This is a genomic window from Streptomyces narbonensis (genome assembly GCF_014649015.1).
Lineage (GTDB): Bacteria > Actinomycetota > Actinomycetes > Streptomycetales > Streptomycetaceae > Streptomyces > Streptomyces narbonensis.
Genome location: NZ_BMSF01000006.1, coordinates 338,537 through 361,268, shown reverse-complemented (window position 1 = coordinate 361,268; position 22,732 = coordinate 338,537). Strand labels below are relative to the sequence as shown.

The window sequence follows — 22,732 nt, the reverse complement described above, 5'->3', positions numbered from 1 at the left end:
AGCACCCCTCACCGCGACGTAACTGACGGTCTTTCAGATTGGCCGTCAAGGTACGCCCGGGGCCTTGCGGAGGGAAGGCAGAGGAGTGGGTGAACTTGTGAAAATGCTAGGCGGGTGCGGCCAGTTCGGCCCAGACCGTCTTGCCGGGGGCGCCCGGGGTGCGGTCGATGCCCCAGTCCAGGCAGAGTCGCTGGACGATGAACATGCCGTGGCCGCCGGGGCGGCCGGAGCGGTGGGGGGTGCGGGGGGCGGGCTGGCCGGCGCCGCGGTCGGTGACTTCGAGGCGGACGACCTGGGGGGTGCGCAGGACGCGCAGCCGCTCGGGGCCCTCGGCGTGCAGGCAGGCGTTGGTGACGAGTTCGGAGACGACGAGCAGGACGTCCTCGGCTGCGGCCCTGCGGTCGGCGGTGGCGGCCGGGAGCCAGCCCCATTCCGTGAGCGCCGACCGCGTGAAGTCACGGGCGAGCGGGACGGTGCCGCTGGTCTCGCCGAGGGCGAGCGTACGGACGTCGGAAGCTTGGTCCATCAGCGCTTCACCTCACCGATTGACGAGACAGAGGGGTGGTACGTACGAACGGCTCTTGGCCGGTCTCAGCCGGGGAGGGCCGTGCCGAGCGTGTCGTGCAGCGTGAAGACGGCCTCCGCGCCGGTGATGTGGAACACCCTGGCGACCGCGGGCCGCATCGCCACCAGATGGACCCCGCCGCCCGCCGCTTCCGCCCGCAGGCGGGCGCCGAGCAGGACGTTGAGTCCGGTCGAGTCGCAGAAGTCGAGGCCCGAGCAGTCGACGACGAGCCGCGGCCGGCCCGCGTCGAGCGCGGAGTCGAGTGGCGTACGCAACAGTTCGGCGGTGTGGTGATCGAGCTCACCCACGGGGGTGAGGAGTTCGCTTCCCCCGTCCACGGTCCGGACCTCGACCCGCAGGCGCGCGGGCTGCGCGCTGCCGATGTGCTGGCGGTCCATGTCCGTGCCTCTTCTCGCTCTCGCGGGTGCCGACTGACGTGCCTCGAACCCTACAAGCGGGGCGCCCTTCCGCGCACACACCGCCCCCCACGAACCCACCCAAATCGGACTATTGGCACTTGCAACCATCGGCGTCAACCAGGTAGGGCTAGAGGGAACACCTGACAGGACACCCGACACGACCGGCCTCGGAGGCGCCGCAAACCGCAGCAGAAGACCGATGAAGGAGACCCATGTCACCCCGGCTCGACGCCACGCGTACCCCCGACGCGCCGTCGGCGGCAACCCCCCTCGACCACCTGCCCGACGGGCCCCTCGACCGCATCGGAGCGGTCGACGCGCGCGCCCTCTCGAAGCAGCTCTTCGCCCGCCTCTCCGAACTGGAGGAGGGCACCCACGACCACGCGTACGTCCGCAACACCCTCGTCGAACTCAACCTGGCCCTGGTGAAGTTCGCCGCGGCCCGGTTCGGCAGCCGCAGCGAGCCGATGGAGGACATCGTCCAGGTCGGCACGATCGGCCTCATCAAGGCCATCGACCGCTTCGAACTGACCCGCGGCGTCGAGTTCCCCACCTTCGCGATGCCGACGATCATCGGCGAGATCAAGCGGTTCTTCCGCGACACCTCCTGGTCCGTGCACGTCCCCCGACGGCTCCAGGAACTCCGCCTCGACCTCGCACGGGCCGGTGACGCACTCGCCCAGCGCCTCGACCGCGCCCCCACCGTCGCCGAACTCGCGGAGGAGCTCGGGATCTCCCCGGAGGAGGTCGTCGAGGGCATGACCGCCAGCAACGCCTACACCGCGAGCTCGCTCGACGCCAAGACCGAGGAGGACGAGGCCGGCAGCGGGGACAACACCCTCGCCGACCGGATCGGCTACGAGGACGACGGGCTCACCGGGATCGAGTACGTCGCCTCCCTCAAGCCGATGATCGCCTCCCTGCCCGCCCGCGACCGGCTCATCCTCTCCCTCCGCTTCGTCTCCGGCATGACCCAGTCGGAGATCGGCACGGAGCTCGGGATCTCGCAGATGCACGTGTCCCGGCTGCTCGCCCGCACCCTCACCCGGCTGCGCCGCGGCCTCACTCTGGAGGAATGACCTCCACGGACACCCCCGAACCGCCAAAATGGCTCAGGAAGGGGCCCGTTCACGGTCGACCGACCCGGAACGGGCCCCTTTCGTACCGCCGTGCACGACCGGGCGGAAGGCTCTTCGGCGACGCCGACCGCGCGCCCGGGGGGCCTTGTTGACGGGCCGTCCGGATTGGGCCACATTGAGCCCGGGGATTCAGGGGGGAATCACATGGTTTCTGCGTACGCGGAACTGGAAGGGCGGATGCGCGACCGGCTCGGGGGCAGGGAGTGCCTCTACGTGCCGTCGTGCCGCTTCGGGCTCTACCTCGCGCTGCGCCACTGGTGCGAGCCCGGCGGCCGGGTGCTGATGTCACCGGTCAACGACGACGTCATCTTCTTCGTCGTGCTCGCCGCCGGCCTCCGCCCGGTGCAGGCGCCGCTCGACCCCCGGGACGGGTCGATCGACACGGCGGCCGTCCCCGAGTCCGTCTGGCGCGGCCTGTCCGCGGTCCTCACGACCAATCTGTACGGGAACCCCGACCCGGCACCGGAGCTGCGGGCCCACTGCGACCGGCTCGGCATCCCGCTGATCGAGGACGCCGCCCACGCGATCGGCTCCACGGTCGGCGGGCGCCCCGTCGGCACGTACGGCGAGGCCTCCGTCTTCAGCCTCTCGAAGCACACCGCCGCCAAGACCGGCGGCTTCCTCACCCTCGCCGACCCGAAGCTGCGGGAGGAACTCGCCGCGGCCCGCGACGAGTTGCTGCACCCGGGCCGCGCCGTCGACGAACTCGCCTACCTGGCACGGCCGTACGTGGAGGCCGCCCTGCGCGGGACGCGCCTCGTCCGGCCCGCACGCGCGGCGGTACGGCTGCTCAGGATGGAGGAGCGCGAGGAGATAAGGATGCCGCTCCGCGCCGACGAGCTGCGGCGGGCCCTGCCGGCCGCGCCCGCGCTCGCCCCCTTCCACTCCTGGATCCGGGTCGACATGCACGCCTACCGGCTCCGGCCCGGCCCCGGGCGGCTCCGCCGCACCACCCGCCGGCTGGCCCGGCTCGACGGCGTCCTCGCCGCCCACCGCGCCGGCACGGCCCGGCTCCTGGCCAGCGAGTACGGCACGCCCGGGGCCACCGCCGAGTCGGCCCAGCCGCTGTTCCGGGTGCCCCTGCTCGTCGAGGACCGGGACGCGGCGATCGCCGCCCTCGCCCGGCACCGGATCACCACCGGCTACGTCTACGACCCGCCGCTCGACAGCTACGCGGGCGAGGCCTTCACCGACCTCTCCCCCGCACCGGAGGCCGCCGCCAGCTTCGCCCGGCACGCCCTGCCGGTGGACCCGCGCCGCGCGGACGAGGTCCTGGGCGCGCTGCGCGCGGCCGGTGCCCGTCCCGCGCGCCTGTCGGAGGCCCCCGGCGGCGCCCGGTGACCGACACCGTACGACTGCGGGCGACGGACGACCCGGCGGCCGGGGAGCCCCCGGCCGCCGCCGTGCCGGAACCCGCCGGCAAGGACCTGACGGAGGCCAAGGGCGACTCCGGCGAGAACTCCATGTTCCGCAACGCCTACGCGCTGATGCTCTCCACCGGCGTCTCCGCAGCCCTCGGCCTCGGCTTCTGGCTGGTGGCGGCCCGCTACTACACGGAGGAGGCCGTCGGCCAGGGCTCCGCCGCCATCGCCGCCCAGCGGATGCTCGCCTCCCTCACGGCGACGACGCTGACCGGCGCGGTCGTCCGGTACGTGCCCCGGGCGGGCCGGGCCACCGGGCCGCTCGTCGTCCGCCTGTACCTGGTCAGCACGGCCGTCGTGGGCGTCGCCTGCGGCGTCTTCCTGCTCACCCTGGACTGGTGGGGACCCTCGTACGCCCCGCTCGGCACCGTGTCCGCCGGGATCTTCTTCACCGCCGCCAGCATCGGCTGGGCCCTGCTCACCCTCCAGGACGCGGTCCTCACCGGGCTCAGACGGGCGATCTGGGTACCCGTCGGCAACGCCGTCTTCTCGCTCGGCAAGCTCGTGCTGCTCGTCGTCCTCGCCGTCGGCCTGCCGGTGCTCGGCGTCTTCGTCTCCTGGGCCGCGGCCATCGTGCTCTCCGTGGTACCGCTCGGCTGGCTCGTCTTCCGGCATCTGATCCCGCGACAGGCGCACGCCGACCGGGACCGCGAGCCGCCGACCATGCGCGAGATCGGCCGCTTCCTCGCCGGGGACTCCGTCGGCTCCGTCTTCAGCCTGCTGATGATCAGCCTGCTGCCGATGATGGTCGCCGTCCGCTTCGACGCCGCCCACAACGCCTTCTTCTACACGGCCTACACCGTCGGCGGCACGATGGAGTTCATGGCCATCAACATGGCCTCCTCGCTCACCGCACACGCCTCGCACAGCCCGGAATCCCTCGCCGAGGGGGTCAGGGGCGCGCTGCGCCGCATGGTGCTCCTGCTCGTCCCCGTCGTGCTGGTGCTCGTCGTGCTCGCGCCGGTGCTGCTCACGCCGTTCGGCGAGGAGTACGCCGAGAACGGCACGACCGTGCTGCGGCTGCTCGCCGCCGCCGCGCTCCCCCGGGTCGCCGTCGAGCTGTACATCGGAGTGCTGCGCGTGCAGGGCCGTACGGGCATGCTCGCCGCGCTCCAGGGCGCGATGTGCGTCCTGGTGCTCGGCAGCGCGGTCTTCCTCCTCGGGCCCTTCGGCATCGCCGGTGCGGGGTACGCCGTGCTGGGCGCCATGACCCTGATGGCGCTGGTGTCCGTGCCGGGCCTGCGGGCCGCCCTCAGGGGCGAGGAGCCGGCCGAGGGCTCCCGGTCCGCCGCGCGGGTGCAGGAGCGCGCGGAGGACGGGTACGGCACGAACTGGGCGCGGGAGAGCGCCTATCTGCGCGGGACGCACGACTCGGTGACGCCCGCCTTCGGCATCCCCGTGTACGTGCCGCGGCCGCGCACGGACGGGCCGGCGGCCGCCCCGGGACGGCCGGGGGGCCGCGCGGGGCAGGCGGGCGCACGGGAGGCGGACCGGGCCTCCGCCCCGGAGCCGGCCGCCGCGGCCCGGCTCCGGCTCGGGCTCTGGCTGTGTCTCGGGCTGGCAGCCGGGCTCTTCTGGTTCCCGCTCGCGGGCTCCGGCGCCCTCGACGTGGAGCGGCTCTCCGGGACCGGCCTGCTGACCGCGCTCCCGCCCGTCACGCTCCTCGCGGGGCTGGTCCTCGTCGCGCTCCAGGGGGCGGCCGTCGGTCTGCGCGCCTTCCGGTCGGGGTTCGCCGGGACGGTCCTGCTCGCCACCTTCCTGGCCCTGCACACCGCCCCGCCCCTGCTGGGGCTGCGGCCCGCGGCGGCCGGCGGACCGGGTGCGGACCTCCTCGGCGAGGCCGCGGGGCCGGCGGCGGCGGTGACGCCGATCGTGCTCCAGGCGCTGTGCCTGCTGCTCGCGGCCCTGCTGCTGCGGGTGCTGGGCGTGGGCGAGCGGGTCACGGCGGGTGTGGTGTGGGTGCTCGTCTGGGCCGGGTGGGCGGGGCAGCAGGCCTTCGCCGCCGCCCCGCTCCCGCTCTTCCTGGGTCTTGCCGGGGCGACGATGGCCGTCTGCGCCTTCCGCGGCCTGGCGGCGGGCCGCCGCTGACTCCCTGCGGGGTCAGCGGCGTGGCAGGGGCTGCTTGAAGTACGGGTCCTGGCCGGCGATCCGGTAGCCGTCGAGCCCCGGGCCGGAGTCGATCGTGAGGTCGCAGCCCGGCCCGGGGACGGCGCGGTTCCAGTGCACGTACGCCTTCACGTCCGGCAGCGTCGGCGCCACCTTCGGGATCGCGGTGTACCAGTCGCGCTGCCGCTCGGGGCTCTTCGGGTCGGGGGCGGTGGAGAACTCGGAGAGCATGACGGGCTTGTCGGCGGAGATGTTCTTCCGCAGCCAGTCGTAGCTGGGGCGCTGGCTGCCGTCGAAGTCGAGCCAGTTCGGGGACTTGTGGCAGAGGTAGTAGTTGTACTGGTCCATGCCGATCCAGTCGACGTAGTCGTCGCCGGGGTAGAGGCGTTTCATCAGGGCGGAGTTGCCGAGGTAGCCGGAGACGGTCCAGACCCACACCACGTTGGTGACGCCAAGCTTCTCGAAGCGGTCGCGGACGTGGCGGTAGGCGGCGACGTACTCCTCGGGGGTGCCGGCGCCCTGCTCGATGCGGAAGTCGGCCTCCTGGTCGAAGGAGAAGAAGACCCGCTTCCCGTACTCCTTGAGCCGCAGGGCCTGCGGGTCGATGACAGAGGTGTCGTACGTCCCGGCGGCGATGTTCTTCCAGCCGAGCTGCTTCTCGGTCCAGTTGGCGTGGTGCTTCTCGGTCCAGACCGTGGACTCCCAGGCCAGCATGAGGAGCCGGTCGCGGCCGAGCTCCCGCTCGTCGGGGGTGAGCAGTTCGCCGTCGGCCTTGCTCCCTGACATGTCGTGGTACGTGTAGACGAGGTCGAGCTTGCGGCCGATCTTCTTCTCGAAGGCGTACACCGGCCGGGTGAGCGAACTGTCGTCGTCGTACGGGATGTACGCGCCCCACCAGGCACCGCACGGTGCGACGAGCGAGGTGTCGGGAGCGCAGCGGTCGTCGTCCTCGGTGAGGGTCACCCAGACGCCGATGCCGACGATCAGCGCGCCGACGGCGGCGAGCGCGACGGCTGCCCGGGTCCAGGGGCCGCCCTTGGCGTGCCGCCCGTTCACCGGCCCCCGCCAGGCCTTCGTTTACGGAACCGGGCGGCGAGCGGGGACGTACCCCCGGCGGTACGCGCGGACGTGCGGGCGCTGTCGCGCTCGACGGCGCCGCGCGTGGCGGCCGGCAGCGGCACACCGGGCAGGGTCGCGGCGACGGTCACGAAGAGCGCGAGGACGGCGAGGAAGACGGTGAGCGAGAAGGCCTTCGTCAGGAAGAGGGTGGTCGCGACGAGCGTCGCCACGGAGAGGCTGACGGGCGCGGCGAGCGCCAGGGCCTCCAGGCGGGCGCCGGGGCGGAGCCCGAGGGGCTGCGGGAGCAGCAGCGCGAGGCCCGGCGCGAGGACGACGAACGCGAGGACGGGGATCCAGCGCAGCGGGGAGCCGCCGGGGAGCGCGGTCGCGGCGAGGGCGACCCATCCGGAGGCCGCGAGGGCGGCTCTGCGCTGGACTCGTGGGGTCAGGCGTGGGCTGGCGGCCATGAGGTACCGGCTCCTTCGGGTGCGGACGGGCCTGCGGGGGTTCAGGTGGTGGGCCGGTAGCGGAGGACGAGTCCGTCGCGGCTCTCCTCCACGACCTCGAAGAGCGGGGACCGCTTGAGCGCGTCCTTGAGGGTGTCGAAGCCGCCAACCGGGAGGTACCCCTCGCCGATGACGGCCTCGCCCTGCGTGGGGGTGAGGATCACGTAGGCCGGGCGGCCCGCGGGGATGCCGCCCGCGAGGTAGCCGGCGGGGTCCTTCAGCATGCGGAGGTTCTCGTCGACCTCCTGCTCGGTGAAGAACCAGCGCTCGTAGTGGTCGTAGCGGTAGTACGAGTCGGCGAAGGCGCCCGTCGCGGCGAGGATCAGCGCCCCTTCGGGCGCCCGGTCGAAGGCGCGGCGCGTGAGCGCGGTCTCGCCGGGCGGCGCGTAGTGCATGCCCTCCTTGCCGTAGTACGAGGGCAGGAAGCCGGCGAGCAGGGCGACGAGCGTGACGGGCAGGGCGACGGCGGCGGTGCGGCGGGCGACGGCGGCGGCCCGGCTCGCGGCCCCGACGGCGGGGACGAGCGCGGCGGCGGCGAAGAAGGCCGCGCCCGGCAGGCCGAAGAGGTAGACCCGGAAGATCATCTCGCCGCCGTAGTCGTTGACGGCGAACATCGGCAGGGGCGCCGCTGCGGCGAGGATCAGCGGCAGGGCGCTGCGGGCCAGCCTGCGGCGGAGCAGTACGGCGGCGGCGGCGAGCCCGCCGAGGGCGAGGACCATCAGGATGTTGGCGCTGCCGACGAGCTCCGGGCCGGGGCCCGTGGGGTCGCCGGCGAAGCCGGGACGGGAGTTGCCGAGGAGGTCTCCGGCCTTCTCCCGCAGGGTCCCGAGGGTCTCCAGGAAGAGCTCCCGGCCCATGGTGAGGTTCCAGACCAGCATGATCAGGCCGGTGGTGACGAGGAGCCCGATGTTGCGGTAGCGGCGGGTGAGGCAGAGGGCGAAGAGGCTCGCGCACAGCATCACGGGGGTGAGCTGGTGCGAGGCGTTGATGGTGAGGATGACCGGGACGAGGAAGAGGACGGCGACCGCGCGCTGCCTGGTCGTGGTGGGCGGCGGGACGGCCGCGGCGGCGGGGTCGAGCGCGGAGCGGTCGCGGAGCGGGCCGGCCGAGCCGGGCAGGACGAAGTGCCGGACGACGACGGCGAAGACGGTGAGGTAGAGCAGGTAGGAGAAGCCCTGCGGGGAGAGGTAGTCCTGGCCCACCCAGTTCGCCAGCTGGAAGATCCACACGCCGGTCCACACGAGCCGCCAGTCGTCGCTGAACGTGCGGTAGACCAGGATGAGGACGGGCACGGTGAGCATCCCGAGCGCGACCGGGGCCCAGTTGATGAAGGAGGCCGCCGCGTCGACGCCGAAGGCGCGGACGAGGGCCGCGTCGAGGGAGAAGAAGCCGGGCCACTGGTCGTAGGCGGACATGCCGCCGGAGAGCTCGCGCCCGGGGTGGACGGTGCCCTCGGTGAGCAGCCGGCTGATGATCGCGTCGTGCTTGGACGCCCAGGCGTAGCGGACGGTGTCGTAGAGGATCGCGGGCGGCGCCTTGAGGGCGACGAGCATCGCCGCGCAGTAGGTGGCGGGCCAGAGGGGCGCGGTGCCGGCGCGGCGGAGGGTGAGGACGAAGCCGCCGGTCAGGACGGCGAGGGCGGCGTAGAAGCCGACGGGGAAGCGGTCGAGGAGGCCGAACTCCTCGATGCTCCGGAAGTCGATCTGGGGCAGCGCCCAGAGCCAGAGGGCGGCAGCGAGGACCAGCGGGGCGAGGTTGGCGGCGGCCGGGGTGCGGAGCGCGGCGAGGGGACCGGACCGGGGCCGGGGGGCCGGGGCCGTGCCGGTGTCCCGAGGGGCCGGGGCCGTGCCGTTGTCCCGGGGGGCCGGGGCCGTGCCGGTGTCCCGAGGGGCCGGGGCCGTGCCGTTGTCCCGGGGGGCCGGGGCCGTGCCGGTGTCTCGGGCGGCCGCTGCCGGCTGTGTCGCCGCCCGCACGGCGGCCTCCCTGTCGGCGGCCTGACGTTCGGCGTCTTCCCGCTCTGCGGCCTCGCGGTCCTCCGCGGAGGGCTGTGGCGGCACGCCGTCGCCCCCGGTCACCGGTGTTGTCGGCAGACGGTCCTGCTGCAAGGCGGCTCTCCCCCCACTGTCCCTGTCCCCTTGGTGAAGCAAGGGAACGTACTTCGGGTGTGCACCCGGATTCAACTCTCGTCCCGGATGGGGGAGTTGATGATCATGCGCGCCACTGCGGCGCCGCTGCGCCGTGGCGTCAGCCCGCGAACTCCGGCCCGTTGAGCAGCGCACGGGCCCTGCGGTACATCCGCCAGCCGACCGTGGGCAGCGAGTCCGGGTACGGCGCGGCCTTCGCGCCGCGGCCCTCCATCCACTGCTCGATGTCGGCGACGGTGTGCCCGCGGCGCAGGATGAGCCGGGCGATGCGGTAGATCTCGTCCGACTCGGAGCTGAGCGCGTGCCGGACGGCGACGGCGGAGGTGTAGCCGGCGGCGGCGACGGCCCGGCGCACGGCGGGGCTGTTGTAGCCGTGCGGGTAGGCGAGGTGCCGGACCTCGCGCCCGAGGACGTCCTCCAGGACCACCTTCGCCTCGCGCAGTTCGCGGCGCAGGAGCCCGGGCGTGAGGGTGTCGAGCTGCGGGTGGGTGACGGTGTGGGCGCCGACCTCCATCCCGTACTGCTCCAGGCGCGGGGCCTGGGAGAGGTTCATCATCGGCGCGGGCGGCAGGAGGCAGGGCCGGCCGGGGGTGATGGCCCCGGTCGTGAGGTACGCGGTGGACGGCAGGTCGCGGGCGGCGAGCGCCTCGGCCGTCGGTCCGACGAGGTCGGCGAAGCCGTCGTCGAAGGTGAGGACGACGGGGCGGGGCGGCAGCGGCTCGCCGGCGGTGAAGTGGGCGGCGAGGGCGCCGACGGTGATCGCGGTGCGCCCGCTGGCGACGATCGCGTCGAGCTGGGAGGCGAACTCCTTGGGCGAGACGGTGAATTCGGCGATCCAGCCCGGGGGGTCGTCCATCACGGCGTGGTAGAGGAGGACGGGTATGCGGGTGGAGACGGGCGCGCACTTCATCGGGCCGCCGCCTTCCGTACCGCGCGGGCCTTCGCGTATCCGATCGGGCCGTAGAGCATGCCGCGTCGCTCCAGTCGGGACAGGGTGCGGGGCCAGGGATGGTGCTGGGTGCCGTGCTCGCCGGGGACTCCGCCCTCGGCGGCCCCTCCCCGCTGGGCGGTCAGCGCCCTGGCGTGGGCGAGGCCGCGTGGCAGCCTGGCGAGCAGGGCGGGCAGCAGGCGGGGGCTGCGTACCAGGGTCGCGGTGAGGTAGGCGGTGAGGCCGGCGCCGTAGCCGTACGCCTGGTTCCGCAGGTCCTGCCAGGTCTCGCGGTGGTGGTGCCAGACGAGGGCCTCGGGTGTGTAGCGGAGCCGGAAGCCGGCGGAGAGGACGGCGACGAAGGCGTACAGGTCGTCGCCTCCCCTGGCCGGGGTCCCGGTACCGGTCGCCGGGTCGAAGCCGCCGGCCTTCTTCAACGCGGAGGCCCGGAAGGCCATGTTGGCGCCGGAGCCGAAGCTGCCCGCCGTGAAGGGGAAGAGCGGCTCGTCGGCGGGCGGCCGGGCGGGGTCGTAGAGGCGGGGCGCGAAGCCCTTGGCGAAGCCGCCGTGCGATTCGAGGAGGACCTGGGCGGGGGTGCCCAGCCGGGCGGGCAGGATGAGGCCGGTGACGCAGCCGAGGCCGGGGTCGGCGGCGAAGGGTTCGGTGAGGGCCGTCAGCCAGTGCGGGTCGGCGATCACGTCGTCGTCGGTGAAGGCGAGGACCTCGCCGTCGGCGGCCGCGGCGCCGGTGTTGTGGGCGACGGCGAGCCCGGGGGTGTCCTCGCAGACGTACCGGACGCGGTCGGCGTACTTCCCCGTGACGAGGTCGTGGGTGTCGGTGGTGCGGGGCGCGTTGTCGACGACGATCAGCTCGTGGTCGGGGTGGTCCTGCGCGAGGAGCGAGTCGAGCGCGCGGGCGAGCTGCTCGGGGCGCTCGCGGGTGGCGACGACGACGGAGGTACGGGGCGGGGTGAGCCCCTTGCGGGCCGACGCGAGGAGGTCGGGCCGGGCGAGCGGGCGTGCCGCGGCGAGGCGTTCGGCGTCGGTACGCGGCCGGGCTGCGGCCTCGACGCGCTGCCGCGCGAGCGCGCCGAGCACCTCCCCGGGGTCCTCGCCCTCCGCGACGGTCCCGATGACGGTGGCGGCGGGCCGGCCCCGGAGCCGTACGAGCGCGTAGACGTCGCCCGTCGCGAGGGGCGGCCCGCCGGGCGCGGGCCGCAGTCCGACGACCGGCCCGTCGGGCGCGTCGAGATCCAGCTCGGCGACGGAGACGGAGGCGGCACGGGGAGGGGGGACGGGGCGGTCGGGGCGACTGCTCGATCGGCTGCTCAATGGGGATCCCTCAGGGGAGTACGGCGGCGGGCTCGGCGGCTGGGGAGGGGCGGCGGCGGGGCGGAGCCGGCGCGGTCGGGGACGAGGGGCGTGGCGGCCCGGGTGGTGGCCCGGGAGCCGGTCCGTTCGCCGGGCCGGACGCCGCTCGGGTCGCCGAGCCGTTCGCCGGTCCGGACGACGGGCCGCCGTCTCGTCGTCGGGTCGGGGCTATCGGTTGCCCCGCAGCCGGGCGAGGCCGTTGAGGGTGGTGCGGGCCCGGGCCGCGAGGGCCGGGCGGTCGCGGACGAAGCGGTGGGCGCGCCGGGCGGGCTCGCGCCCGAGCCAGTGCAGGGCGGCGCGGGCACCCGGGACGAAGACGGCCCCCTCGTACACCGTCAGCTCGCCCGTCTTCAGTGCGTCCTTGTACTCGGCCGCGCCGCGCCCCAGGTCGAGCAGCCCGATCCCGGCGGCGGCCGCGGCCTCGGCCATGCGCAGGTGGAGGACGAGGCCGGGCGAGTACTTCGCGAACTCGGGGTCGTACGAAGGGAACCAGCAGGAGAGCACGGTCGCGGACCGCAGCCCGAAGTGGGCGGCGATGGGCCGGTCTCCCACGTACAGCACGGACAGGACGCCGGAGCAGCCGGGCGTGCGCTGCTCGTGGAGGCGGCGGACGAGGGTGCTGATCCACTCCTTGGCGAAGCGGTCGCCGCGCCCGGTCCTGCGGTACTGGGCGGACTTCCACTCCATGAGGGTGCGCAGTGCGGCCGGGTCGCGTTCGTCGAAGACGAAGCGCACCTCGCCGTCCGCCTGGCGGCCGAGCTTGCGTTCCTTGGCGAGGGTGGTCCGGAGGAACTTGGGCGACTGGACGCGCAGCAGCGCCTCGTAGGCCGCGTACCCCTCGCCGACGTCGATCACGGGCGAGGCGAAGGACTCGGTGGCGGCGCCCTCGAAGACGGGCTGGCCGGCCTCCAGGTTGTCGAACTCCCAGACCGCGGCCCCACAGGCGCGCAGCAACGCGCGGGCACCGGGCCGCAGTCCGGGTCGCAGGACGGCGCCGTGGCTGTCGGAGACGCCGAAGCCGATGGCCCGGCCCTGCCCCAACGGCCCCTTCTCGTACGGGAAGAAGCCGACCGGATCGCCGCCCTCCCACCACACCGCGACCCGCGAACGGGGCCGCACCTCGGCGACCGCGCGCGTGAACTCGGGCTCCATGAACGGGTTCGCGGGCGAGCCGGACGTGGCACGCAGCTCCCGCCACGCCGCCATCTCGCGCTCGCTCAGCTCCCCCGGCCGCACGATCCGCACACGCAAAGCACTCACCTTGCCGACCCCCCGGTCTACCCCCTGAGTACTGCCAGGACAGGACGGTACCGGTCCGAACCCCTCCCCGGCAGGCATACTCGGCCATTCCGTGACCCCACTGTGAAGCGGCGGTCAGGCACGGGTGAGCATGGACAAAAGAGGAACGGGGCAGGGCAGTTGAAGATCATCGGGCAGGGCAGGACCGCGGACGTGTACGCACTGGACGAGACGCGGGTCCTGCGGCGGTACCGGGACGGCGACGACGCGACGCGGGAGGCGGGGGTGATGACCCGGCTGGCGGGCCACGGCTACCCGGTTCCGGCGGTGGTGCGGGCGGAGGGGCCCGACCTGGTGATGGAGCGCCTCGCCGGACCGTCGCTCCTGGACGCGCTCCTGGACGGCACCTACGAGCCGGAACCGGCGGGCCGACTGATCGCGGAGCTCCTCACCCGCCTGCACGGCCTGCCGGGCTCCCGCCTCCTGCACCTGGACCTGCACCCGGGGAACGTGGTGCTCACGGCGTCCGCGGGCCCCGTCGTCATCGACTGGCAGACCGCCGAGGACGGCCCGGCGGGCCTGGACTGCGCCATGTCGGCGCTGATCCTCGCGGAGGTGGCGGCCTCCGCCGCCCCGTTCGCCCCGGGCGCCCGCGCCGCCCTGGGGGCGCTGTTGTCCACCACCCACGCCCCGGTCCTCCCCCACCTCCCGACGGCCCGCGGGCGCCGCGCGGCGGACCCGAACCTGACGACCGGAGAAGTCGCGGCTCTGACGGAAGCGGTGGCGCTCGTGGAGTCGATGACCGCCTGACCCCCGACCGCACGAGAAGGCTTCGAATTGTCGGCGGAATTCAGGTGAACCGTGCGTTCCGCTTACCTTCGCACCGCACCGACTTCCGCTCGGCAGACGCATTCTGATCTGCGGTCAGGCCACGCACATGAGTACGCCTACTCATATCGCGCTGCCCATCTTTCCTGCCCTGAAGATGAGCTCCCCGGATGCACGGGATTCCCTTGTCGCCCGCCGTTTCCCGCTCATAAAGTCCGTGGACATCGACACCTCAAGTCACTCCGACGGGCAGGAATCCATGCACAGAATCGCCTTCCCCATCGTGGCTTCGGCCTCCCTCTCGCTGGCTCTCCTGCTCCCGCAGTCGGCCTCCGCCGCCGTGGCGGACGTACCGGACCAGCCGTCGGTCGCCGGCGAGTTCCGCACCCTCGGTCCCGGCCTGTACACGTCCACGCCCTCGCGGTACCGGATCGCCGAGAACGACGTCGCGGTCGGCCTCATGAGCCGCAGCCAGACCGTCACCCGTCAGGCCGACAGCACACAGGCGCAGGACGCCCCCGCCGGCCGTCCCGACCTCGGCGTCTTCGGGCCGGGCTGGACCGCCGAGTTCCTCGGCGGCCGGCTCAACCGCTCCCTGACCCGGGGCTCGGGCTTCCTCACCACCACCGATCTGGGCGTCTCCGAGTCCGTCCGCTACGACCTGACGAACCAGCTGGACCGGCCCGACGGCGGCCACCTCATCACGTACACCGCCCCCGACGGCTCCACGATCACGGAGAGCGCCGTCTGGGACGACGCCGCCGGCGTGCTCCGCACCACCGTCACGGAGACGGTCAACCTCGGCCTCGCCACGGCACCGGCGGGCGACGACGTGCCCGTAAACGCGCTCGGACAGCCGGTCCCCGCCGCCGACCTCAAGCCGATCTTCACCTGGAAGCAGGTGGCCGGCGGCGCCTGGCGGGTGACGGGCGTCGGCACCAAGGCGTTCAGGACGACCACGGTCGCCTACGACTCCAAGGGCCGCGTCCAGCAGATCGACGAGCCCGCACGCGGCGAGACGCCCGCGCGGTCGGTCAAGGTCTCCTACGCGTCCGCCACGACCGCCGCGGGCACCGCCCTCGGCGACGTGGCCGGCCGGGCCAAGGACATCACCGTGACCGAGGGCGCGACCGTCCAGACCCGGGCCCGCTACGCCTACGACGTGCGCGGCCTCCTGCGGAAGACCACCGACCCTGCCTCCGGTCTCGACCTCAACGCCTACACCTACGACGGCTACGACCGCGTGGTGACCGCCACCACCGACGAGGGCGCCCGCTGGGAGCTGACCTACACCGGTGACGCGGTCGCCCCGCAGGCGCGCGAGACCACGGGCACCCTGCCCGTCCCGGGCGGCCCGGTCACCGGAGCGGCCAGTCAGAACGAGCCCGAGGGCGTGGCCCCGGGGCCGGAGGAGTTCCTCGACCCGGACGTCTCGCTGCCGCTCCCGTACCCGGGTCCGTGCTCCACGGCGGGCTCCTGGATGCTCTACGCCTCCGAGGGCTGCTCGACGAAGGTCGCGCACCACGGGTGGCGCAACCCGTCCTGGAAGCAGCTGAAGAGCGGGACGTTCGTCCGGGGCGTCGACAACGACCACTGCACCACCGCGCCGGACCGCCCGCTGGGCTACGACTTCCGCGCGGCCTGCGACGCGCACGACTACGGGTACGGGACGATCGGCAACTCCTACAAGGAGCACCGCTACTCGCTCTCACGGTCCCAGGTGGCTGAGGTCGACGCCCTGTTCTGGGACATGCTGTACGACCGGACCTGCCGCGGCTACGCGGTCAAGAGCCCGTGCCGCGCGGCAGCGACCACCCTCTACGGGGCCGTGGCGGTCTCCGCCCGCGCGAAGGCCGGCGCCGACGCGACCTGAGTGCTCAGCCCGCGACGCGCGCGCCCGCGCGCCAGACCTCGCTGACCAGCGGGACGCCCGGCCGGTAGGCCAGGTGGACGTGGGACGGGGCGTCCAGGACGGTCAGGTCCGCGCGGGCGCCGGGGGTGAGGCGGCCGACGTCCGTGCGGCGGAGGGCCGCGGCGCCGCCGGCCGTCGCGGACCAGAGGGCCTCGTCCGGGGTCATGCCCATGTCCCGTACCGCGAGGGCGATGCAGAAGGGGACGGAGGACGTGAAGGACGAGCCCGGGTTGCAGTCCGTGGAGAGGGCGACGGTCACGCCGGCGTCCAGGAGGCGGCGGGCGTCCGGCCACCGGGCGCGGGTGGAGAACTCGGCGCCGGGGAGGAGGGTGGCCACCGTGTTGCCGGAGGCCAGGGCGTCGACGTCGGCGTCGGTGAGGTGGGTGCAGTGGTCGGCGCTGGCCGCGTCCAGCTCCACCGCCAGCTGCACGCCGGGGCCGTACGTCAGCTGGTTGGCGTGCACCCGGGGGTGCAGGCCCTTCGCCTTGCCGGCGGTGAGGATCGCGCGGGCCTGGTCGCCGTCGAAGGCGCCCTTCTCGCAGAAGACGTCGACCCAGCGGGCGTGGGGGGCACAGGCGTCGAGCATCTCGCCGGTGACGAGCTCGACGTAGGCCGCCGGGTCGTCCGCGTAGTCCGGGGAGACGATGTGCGCGCCGAGGTACGTCACCTCGTCGGTGTGCTCGGCGGCGATCCGCAGGGCACGTGCCTCGTCCTCGACCGTCAGGCCGTAGCCGGACTTCGTCTCGAAGGTGGTCGTGCCCTGGCGGAGGGCCTCGCGCATGAAGCGGGCCACGTTGGCCGAGAGGGCCTCGTCGCTCGCCGCCCTCGTCGCCGCGACCGTCGTGCGGATGCCGCCCGCCGCGTACGCCTGGCCCGACATGCGGGCGTTGAACTCGGCGGTGCGGTCGCCCGCGAAGACGAGGTGCGAGTGGGAGTCGACGAAGCCGGGGATCACGGCCCGGCCGCCGGCGTCGACCCGATTGTCAGTGGTGGGTGTTCTGCTTGATTCACCGACCCAGACGACCCGGTCGCCGTCGACGACGACGGCCGCGTCCTGGATCAGGCCCAGAGGACTGCCATCACCGAGGGAGGGATCGTTCGTGACGAGGCTGGCGATGTTGACGATGGCGGTGGCGGTCGTCGCCACGGCGCTGTTCGCGCTCCTGGGGGCGGAGCTCGCCGCCGGGTTGTTCGTCGCCGCGGGGCCGGTGTTCATGATGAGGGGTGTCTCCTTCAGCCGCGCAGGGCGGCGATCGAGTCCGCGAGGGCGCCGGCCACGTCCGGTACGGAGTGGTGGACCCCGTCCCGTACGACGTGACGGCCGGCCACGACCGTGTGACGGACGTCCGCTGCCGACGCGGCGAATACCGCCGTCTCGGCTGCCAGACGCGGTAGCGGTCCCGCTGTCCTGACCGTGTCCAGGGCGATCGTCGTGAAGTCGGCGAGCGCGCCGGCCTCCAGGGTGCCCGCGTCCGGCCAGCCGAGGGCCGCGTGGCCGTCGGCGGTCGCCGCGCGAAGGAGCGCCGCGGCCGTCCAGTGACCTCGCGTGCGGGTGCGCAGGCGCTCGTTCAGCTCCATGGCCCGTGCCTCCTCCAGGAGGTCGATGACCGCGTGGCTGTCGCTGCCCAGGGAGAGCGGGGAGCCGGCCCGCTGGAGGGCGACCGCGGGGCCGATGCCGTCGGCAAGGTCGCGTTCGGTCGTCGGGCACATGCAGGTGCCGGTGGTCGAGGAGCCGAGGAGGGCGATGTCGCCGTCCGTCAGGTGGGTGTTGTGGACGCCGGTGGTGCGGGGTCCGAGGACGCCGTGTTCGGCGAGGAGCTGGGTCGGGGTGAGGCCGTGCGCCGCGAGGCAGGCGTCGTTCTCCGCGGTCTGCTCCGAGAGGTGGACGTGGAGGGGGGCCTCCCTGTCCTGTGCCCAGCGGGCGACCGTGGCGAGCTGGTCCGCCGGGACGGCCCGTACGGAGTGGATCGCCGCTCCGACGCGGACGCCGTCCCGTTCCTTGAGCGCCGACACCCGCTCGGCCCACTTCTCCGCCGTGCCGTCGGAGAAGCGGAGCTGGTGCCGGTCGGGGGCGGCCCCGAAGCCGGAGGAGAGGTAGGCGGTGTCGAGGAGGGTGATGCGGATGCCGGCCTCGGCGGCGGCGGCGATCAGGGCCTCGCCCATCGCGTTCGGGTCGGCGTACGGGCTGCCGCCGGGCGCGTGGTGGAGGTAGTGGAACTCTCCGACGGAGGTGATTCCGGCGAGCGCCATCTCGGCGTACACGGCGCGGGCGAGCGCGAAGTAGCTGTCGGGCGTGAGGCGCTGGGCGACGGTGTACATCACCTCGCGCCAGGTCCAGAAGGTGCCGGAGCCGACCTGGACGGTGCCGCGCAGGGCGCGGTGGAAGGCGTGCGAGTGGGCGTTGGAGAGGCCGGGGATCGTCAGGCCGCGCAGGACGACCGCGCCGGGCGGCGGGGCGTCGACCCCGGTGCGGACGGACGCGACCCGGCCGTCCGGGGTGCCCGCGGCGGAGCCGCTGGTGGACACGGTCAGGGCCACGCCCGGCTCGACGTTCGTGTCGAGCCAGGCGTGCTCCAGCCAGTACGTCGTCAGCGACACGCCAGGCCCTCCAGTACGTCGGCGAGTGCGAGGACCCCGGCCACGCAGTCGTCCTCGGCCGCGAATTCGGCCGGGGAGTGCGAGACGCCGGTCGGGTTCCGTACGAACAGCATGGCGGTCGGGATCGATTCGGAGAGGATCCCGGCGTCGTGTCCCGCGCCCGTGCCGAGAACGGGGGTCTTCTCGCCGGTCTTCTCGCCGAGGATCTTCGCCAGCTCGTCGCGCAGGGTGTCCGAGAAGTCGACGACCGGGGTGAAGGACTCCCGGGTGACGGCGAGGTCGATGCCGTGGCGGCCGGCGTAGTCGCGGGCGGCGGCCTCGACGCCGGCGATGACCTGGTCCAGGGAGCCCTGGTCGGCGGCGCGGGCGTCGAGCCAGCCGCGGACGAGGGACGGGATGGCGTTGACGCCGTTCGGCTCGACCGCGATCTTGCCGAAGGTGGCGACGGCGCCCGCGAGTTCGGCCTCGCGGCGGGCGGCGAGGACCGTCTCCGCGTAGGTGAGCATCGGGTCGCGGCGGTCGACGAGCCGGGTGGTGCCGGCGTGGTTGGCCTCGCCGGCGAAGTCGTACCGCCAGCGGCCGTGCGGCCAGATCGCGGAGGCGAGGCCGACGGCGTCGCCGGACAGGTCCAGGGCCCGGCCCTGCTCGACGTGCAGCTCGACGAAGGCGCCGATCTTCGCGAGGCGCTCGGGGTCGGCTCCGATGGTGGCCGGGTCGTGGCCGGCCGCCTCCATCGCCTGCGGGAGGCTGATGCCGTCGGCGTCGCGGAGCTCGTAGGCCTGCTCCTTCGTCAGCCGGCCCGCGGTGAGGCGGGAGCCGACGCAGGCGAGGCCGAAGCGGGCACCCTCCTCGTCGCCGAAGTTGACGATGGCGAGGGGCCGCTTGAACACGGCGCCCCGCGCGCGGAGTTCGTCGAGCGCGGCGAAGGCCGAGACGACACCGAGGGGGCCGTCGAAGGCGCCGCCGTCCGGGACGGAGTCCAGGTGGGAGCCCGTGACGACCGCGTCACCGGCGGTCGGGTCGCCGAGCCAGGCCCACTGGTTGCCGTTCCGGTCGGTCTCGACGTCGAGACGGCGGGCCTCTGCCTGCATCCGGAACCACAGCCGGCAGTCGGCGTCGGCCTCGGTCCAGGCGTAGCGGCGGTAGCCGCCCGAGGCGGCGCTGCGGCCGATGGGCCGCAGCGACCGCCACATGGCGTGGAAGGTCTCGCTCACGCGGAGGCCTCGGCGCCGGAGACCTCGGAAGCGTCGTCGCCCTCGCGCATCGGGACGCGGACGCCCTTCTCGTCGGCGACGCGCTCGGCGATGTCGTAGCCGGCGTCGACGTGACGGATGACGCCCATGCCCGGGTCGTTGGTGAGCACGCGGCGGATCTTCTCGCCGGCGAGCGGGGTGCCGTCGGCGACCGTGACCTGGCCGGCGTGGATGGAGCGGCCCATGCCGACGCCGCCGCCGTGGTGGAGGGAGACCCAGGAGGCGCCAGAGGCGACGTTGACCATGGCGTTGAGGAGCGGCCAGTCGGCGATGGCGTCGGAGCCGTCGAGCATGGCCTCGGTCTCGCGGTACGGGGAGGCCACCGAGCCGCAGTCGAGGTGGTCGCGGCCGATCGCGAGGGGCGCGGCGAGGGTGCCGTTGCCGACCATGTCGTTGAACATGTCGCCGGCCTTGTCACGCTCGCCCTGGCCGAGCCAGCAGATGCGGGCGGGGAGGCCCTGGAAGTGGACGCGCTCGCCGGCCATCTTGATCCAGCGGTGGAGGGACTCGTTCTCCGGGAAGAGCTCCAGGATCGCCTTGTCCGTCTTGTGGATGTCGGAGGCCTCGCCGGAGAGGGCGGCCCAGCGGAAGGGGCCCTTGCCCTCGCAGAACAGCGGGCGGATGTAGGCGGGGACGAAGCCGGGGAAGGCGAAGGCGCGGTCGTAGCCGGCGAGCTGCGCCTCACCGCGGATCGAGTTGCCGTAGTCGAAGACCTCGGAGCCGGCGTCCATGAAGCCGACCATGGCCTCGACGTGCTTGGCCATGGACTCGCGCGAGCGCTGGGTGAAGCCGGCCGGGTCCTTCGCCGCGGCGTCGGCCATGTCCTCGAAGGCGATGCCGACGGGGAGGTAGGAGAGCGGGTCGTGGGCGGAGGTCTGGTCCGTCACGATGTCGATCGGGGCGCCCTCGGCGAGCATCTGCGGGAGCAGCTCGGCGGCGTTGCCGAGGAGGCCGATGGAGAGCGGGCGGCGGGCGTCGCGGGCCTCGACGGCGAGCTGGAGGGCGTGGGCGAGGTTGTCGGCCTTGACGTCCAGGTAGCGGTGCTCGATGCGGCGCTCGATGGCGCGCGGGTCGACGTCGATGCAGATGGCGACGCCGTCGTTCATCGTCACGGCGAGGGGCTGGGCGCCGCCCATGCCGCCGAGGCCGGCGGTGAGGGTGATGGTGCCGGCCAGGGTGCCGTTGAACTTCTTCGCGGCGACGGCGGCGAAGGTCTCGTAGGTGCCCTGGAGGATGCCCTGGGTGCCGATGTAGATCCAGGAGCCTGCGGTCATCTGGCCGTACATGGTGAGGCCGAGGGCCTCCAGGCGCCGGAACTCCTCCCAGTTCGCCCAGTCGCCGACCAGGTTGGAGTTGGCGATGAGGACGCGCGGGGCCCACTCGTGGGTCTGCATGACGCCGACGGGGCGGCCGGACTGGACGAGCATCGTCTCGTCCTGCTTCAGCGTGCGCAGCGTGCGGACCATGGCGTCGTACGAGCGCCAGTCGCGGGCGGCCTTGCCGGTGCCGCCGTAGACGACGAGCTTGTCGGGGTGCTCGGCGACCTCGGGGTCGAGGTTGTTCTGGAGCATCCGGAGGGCGGCTTCCTGCTGCCATCCCAGGGCGCTCAGTTCCGTACCGCGTGCCGCTCGGACGGGGCGGGGTCCTGACATGGGGGTGCCTCCTCGGATGTCGATCAGATATTCACATCTTGGCGCGCTGAATAGTTGTAGTCAACAGGGCCGCCCTCACCCGTACCGGTGAAGCGATGGACGAGGATGGGCCGCATGGCCTCCTACCGCCGTGATCTCGCCGTCCGAGCCTCCGTCGACCAAGGACTCCTCTCCCCCGCCGAACCCGTCGTCGCCCTCCTCGACACCGCCGGCATCCGCGCCTCCGCCGCCGCCCTGACCAGCGCCTTCGCCGCCGTCACCGACGCCCACGTCCTCCACGCCTTCGCCGTCAAGGCCGCCCCGCTGGTCCCCGTCCTGCGCCTCCTCCACGACGCGGGACTCGGCGTCGAGGTCGCCAGCGCCGGCGAGCTCGCCCTCGCCCGCGCCGCCGGGATCCCACCCACCGACACCGTGCTGGACTCCCCCGCCAAGACCCCGGCCGAGCTGCGCCAGGCCCTCGCGCTCGGGATCGCCGTCAACGCCGACAACCTCCAGGAGCTGGACCGCCTCGACGCGCTCGTCGCCTCCGCGCCCACCGCCTCGCCCCTCGGGATCCGGGTGAACCCGCAGGTCGGAGCCGGTTCCATCGGAGCGCTCTCGACCGCGACCGCCACCTCCAAGTTCGGCGTGGCACTCCGCGACGAGGGCGCCCGCGAGGGCGTCGTCCAGGCCTACCTGGACCGCCCCTGGCTCACCCGGCTGCACACCCACACCGGCTCCCAGGGCGTCCCGCTCGCCCTGATGGCCGAAGGCGTCGGGGAGGCCTACGCCCTCGCCGAGGAGATCAACCACAAGGCGGGACGGCAGCAGATCGACACCCTCGACATCGGCGGCGGCCTGCCGGTCAACTTCACCTCCGACGAGGAGACGCCGACGTACGCCGAGTACGCCCGCCTCCTCGCCGACACCGCGCCCGGGCTCCTCGACGGCCGCTACCGGCTCGTCACCGAGTTCGGCCGCTCCCTGCTCGCCAAGCACGGCACGGTCCTCGCCCGGGTCGAGTACACGAAGACCTCCGGGGGCCGCCCGATCGCCGTCACCCACGCGGGCGTCCAGCTCGCCACCCGCACGGTCTACGCCCCCGACTCCTGGCCGCTGCGGATCCTCGCGTACGACGCCGAGGGCCGTCCCCGCGCCGGGGAGCCCACCGTCCAGGACGTGGCGGGGCCCGCCTGCTTCGCCGGGGACCTGCTCGCCACCGGCCGGGAGCTGCCGCTGCTGCACCCGGGCGACATCGTGGCCGTCCCGGACACCGGCGCGTACTACTTCGCCCACCACTACGCGTACAACAGCCTGCCCCGGCCCGCGATCCACGGCTTCACGGTGGGCGACGACGGGACGGTGGCGTTCTCGACGGTCCGGAAGGCCCAGACAACGGACGAGATCGTCGCGGAGGCGGGCGGGGCCCACGCGGACGCGCTCGTCGGGTAGCGCGGGCGGGACGGCCGGACCACAAGGACCGGCCCGCCGGATCGCGCGGGCGGCGGCGCCGGATCGCACGGACTCGGCCGGCCGGATCGCGCGGGCGGGGGGCGCCGGATCGCACGGACAGGGGGGCGCCCGGTAGCGCGGGCGGGCCTTTCGGGTAGCGCG

18 protein-coding genes are annotated in these 22,732 nt (G+C 73.7%); 6 read left to right on the top strand and 12 right to left on the bottom strand.

What is annotated here, in order from left to right; all coding sequences use genetic code 11:
• Nucleotides 1–106: 106 nt before the first annotated feature.
• Nucleotides 107–526 carry an ATP-binding protein gene (locus tag IE124_RS14310; RefSeq protein ID WP_189508087.1) on the bottom strand — a complete coding sequence of 140 codons (420 nt, stop codon included), beginning with the start codon at nt 524–526 and terminating at the stop codon, nt 107–109.
• A 65-nt stretch (nt 527–591) separates the two neighbouring features.
• Nucleotides 592–963 (bottom strand): STAS domain-containing protein, encoded by a 372-nt coding sequence (locus IE124_RS14305; RefSeq protein WP_189508086.1) that lies wholly within the window; start codon nt 961–963, stop codon nt 592–594.
• Between the two features lie 233 nt (nt 964–1,196).
• On the opposite strand from IE124_RS14305, the gene IE124_RS14300 reads away from it, so the two are divergent.
• From IE124_RS14300 to IE124_RS14290, 3 genes are all read left to right on the top strand, one after another.
• A complete protein-coding gene (locus tag IE124_RS14300; protein WP_189508085.1) occupies nt 1,197–2,063 on the top strand; it encodes an RNA polymerase sigma factor SigF in 867 nt (288 codons plus the stop codon).
• Between the two features lie 204 nt (nt 2,064–2,267).
• Nucleotides 2,268–3,464, top strand: coding sequence for a DegT/DnrJ/EryC1/StrS family aminotransferase (locus IE124_RS14295; protein ID WP_189508084.1), 1,197 nt, complete (start codon nt 2,268–2,270; stop codon nt 3,462–3,464).
• On the top strand, nt 3,461–5,632 hold the full coding sequence (locus tag IE124_RS14290) for a lipopolysaccharide biosynthesis protein (RefSeq protein WP_189508083.1): 2,172 nt from the start codon (nt 3,461–3,463) through the stop codon (nt 5,630–5,632). Before IE124_RS14295 ends, IE124_RS14290 begins: the two co-directional genes overlap by 4 nt.
• A gap of 12 nt (nt 5,633–5,644) precedes the next feature.
• On the opposite strand, the gene IE124_RS14285 is transcribed toward IE124_RS14290, so the two are convergent.
• The 6 genes from IE124_RS14285 to IE124_RS14260 all read right to left on the bottom strand — a co-directional run bounded on the left by IE124_RS14285 (nt 5,645) and on the right by IE124_RS14260 (nt 12,908).
• On the bottom strand, nt 5,645–6,706 hold the full coding sequence (locus IE124_RS14285) for a glycosyl hydrolase (protein ID WP_189508082.1): 1,062 nt from the start codon (nt 6,704–6,706) through the stop codon (nt 5,645–5,647).
• Nucleotides 6,703–7,176 (bottom strand): hypothetical protein, encoded by a 474-nt coding sequence (locus tag IE124_RS14280; RefSeq protein ID WP_229832447.1) that lies wholly within the window; start codon nt 7,174–7,176, stop codon nt 6,703–6,705. The genes IE124_RS14285 and IE124_RS14280 overlap by 4 nt, the downstream gene beginning before the upstream one ends.
• A 41-nt stretch (nt 7,177–7,217) precedes the next feature.
• Complete coding sequence (locus IE124_RS14275; RefSeq protein WP_229832446.1) at nt 7,218–9,320, bottom strand: hypothetical protein; 2,103 nt, start codon at nt 9,318–9,320, stop codon at nt 7,218–7,220.
• 139 nt (nt 9,321–9,459) lie between these two features.
• The gene (locus IE124_RS14270) at nt 9,460–10,269 is read right to left on the bottom strand and encodes a polysaccharide deacetylase family protein (RefSeq protein WP_189508081.1); all 810 of its coding nucleotides are present in this window, start codon (nt 10,267–10,269) and stop codon (nt 9,460–9,462) included.
• Nucleotides 10,266–11,618: a glycosyltransferase family 2 protein gene (locus IE124_RS14265; protein WP_189508080.1), complete on the bottom strand. Its 1,353-nt coding sequence runs from the start codon at nt 11,616–11,618 to the stop codon at nt 10,266–10,268. The genes IE124_RS14270 and IE124_RS14265 overlap by 4 nt, the downstream gene beginning before the upstream one ends.
• A 207-nt stretch (nt 11,619–11,825) precedes the next feature.
• Nucleotides 11,826–12,908, bottom strand: a complete 1,083-nt coding sequence (locus tag IE124_RS14260; protein ID WP_229832460.1) for a GNAT family N-acetyltransferase — start codon at nt 12,906–12,908, stop codon at nt 11,826–11,828.
• Between the two features lie 168 nt (nt 12,909–13,076).
• On the opposite strand from IE124_RS14260, the gene IE124_RS14255 reads away from it, so the two are divergent.
• Nucleotides 13,077–13,706: a phosphotransferase gene (locus IE124_RS14255; protein WP_189508078.1), complete on the top strand. Its 630-nt coding sequence runs from the start codon at nt 13,077–13,079 to the stop codon at nt 13,704–13,706.
• Between the two features lie 277 nt (nt 13,707–13,983).
• Nucleotides 13,984–15,597: a phospholipase A2 gene (locus IE124_RS14250; RefSeq protein WP_189508077.1), complete on the top strand. Its 1,614-nt coding sequence runs from the start codon at nt 13,984–13,986 to the stop codon at nt 15,595–15,597.
• Between the two features lie 4 nt (nt 15,598–15,601).
• Here IE124_RS14250 and hutI read toward each other — a convergent pair whose 3' ends face one another.
• From hutI to hutU, 4 genes are read right to left on the bottom strand one after another with little or no spacing between them, the layout of a single operon-like run.
• Nucleotides 15,602–16,852, bottom strand: a complete 1,251-nt coding sequence (gene hutI / locus IE124_RS14245) for an imidazolonepropionase (RefSeq protein WP_229832445.1) — start codon at nt 16,850–16,852, stop codon at nt 15,602–15,604.
• A 17-nt stretch (nt 16,853–16,869) separates the two neighbouring features.
• The gene (locus tag IE124_RS14240) at nt 16,870–18,234 is read right to left on the bottom strand and encodes a formimidoylglutamate deiminase (protein WP_189508076.1); all 1,365 of its coding nucleotides are present in this window, start codon (nt 18,232–18,234) and stop codon (nt 16,870–16,872) included.
• Nucleotides 18,225–19,427: an allantoate amidohydrolase gene (locus IE124_RS14235; protein ID WP_189508166.1), complete on the bottom strand. Its 1,203-nt coding sequence runs from the start codon at nt 19,425–19,427 to the stop codon at nt 18,225–18,227. Before IE124_RS14235 ends, IE124_RS14240 begins: the two co-directional genes overlap by 10 nt.
• 17 nt (nt 19,428–19,444) lie before the next feature.
• Nucleotides 19,445–21,139, bottom strand: coding sequence for a urocanate hydratase (hutU, locus tag IE124_RS14230; RefSeq protein ID WP_189508075.1), 1,695 nt, complete (start codon nt 21,137–21,139; stop codon nt 19,445–19,447).
• A gap of 105 nt (nt 21,140–21,244) precedes the next feature.
• Here hutU and IE124_RS14225 point away from each other — a divergent pair, with 105 nt between their 5' ends.
• Nucleotides 21,245–22,570 carry a type III PLP-dependent enzyme domain-containing protein gene (locus IE124_RS14225; RefSeq protein WP_189508165.1) on the top strand — a complete coding sequence of 442 codons (1,326 nt, stop codon included), beginning with the start codon at nt 21,245–21,247 and terminating at the stop codon, nt 22,568–22,570.
• The last annotated feature ends 162 nt before the right edge of the window (nt 22,571–22,732 follow it).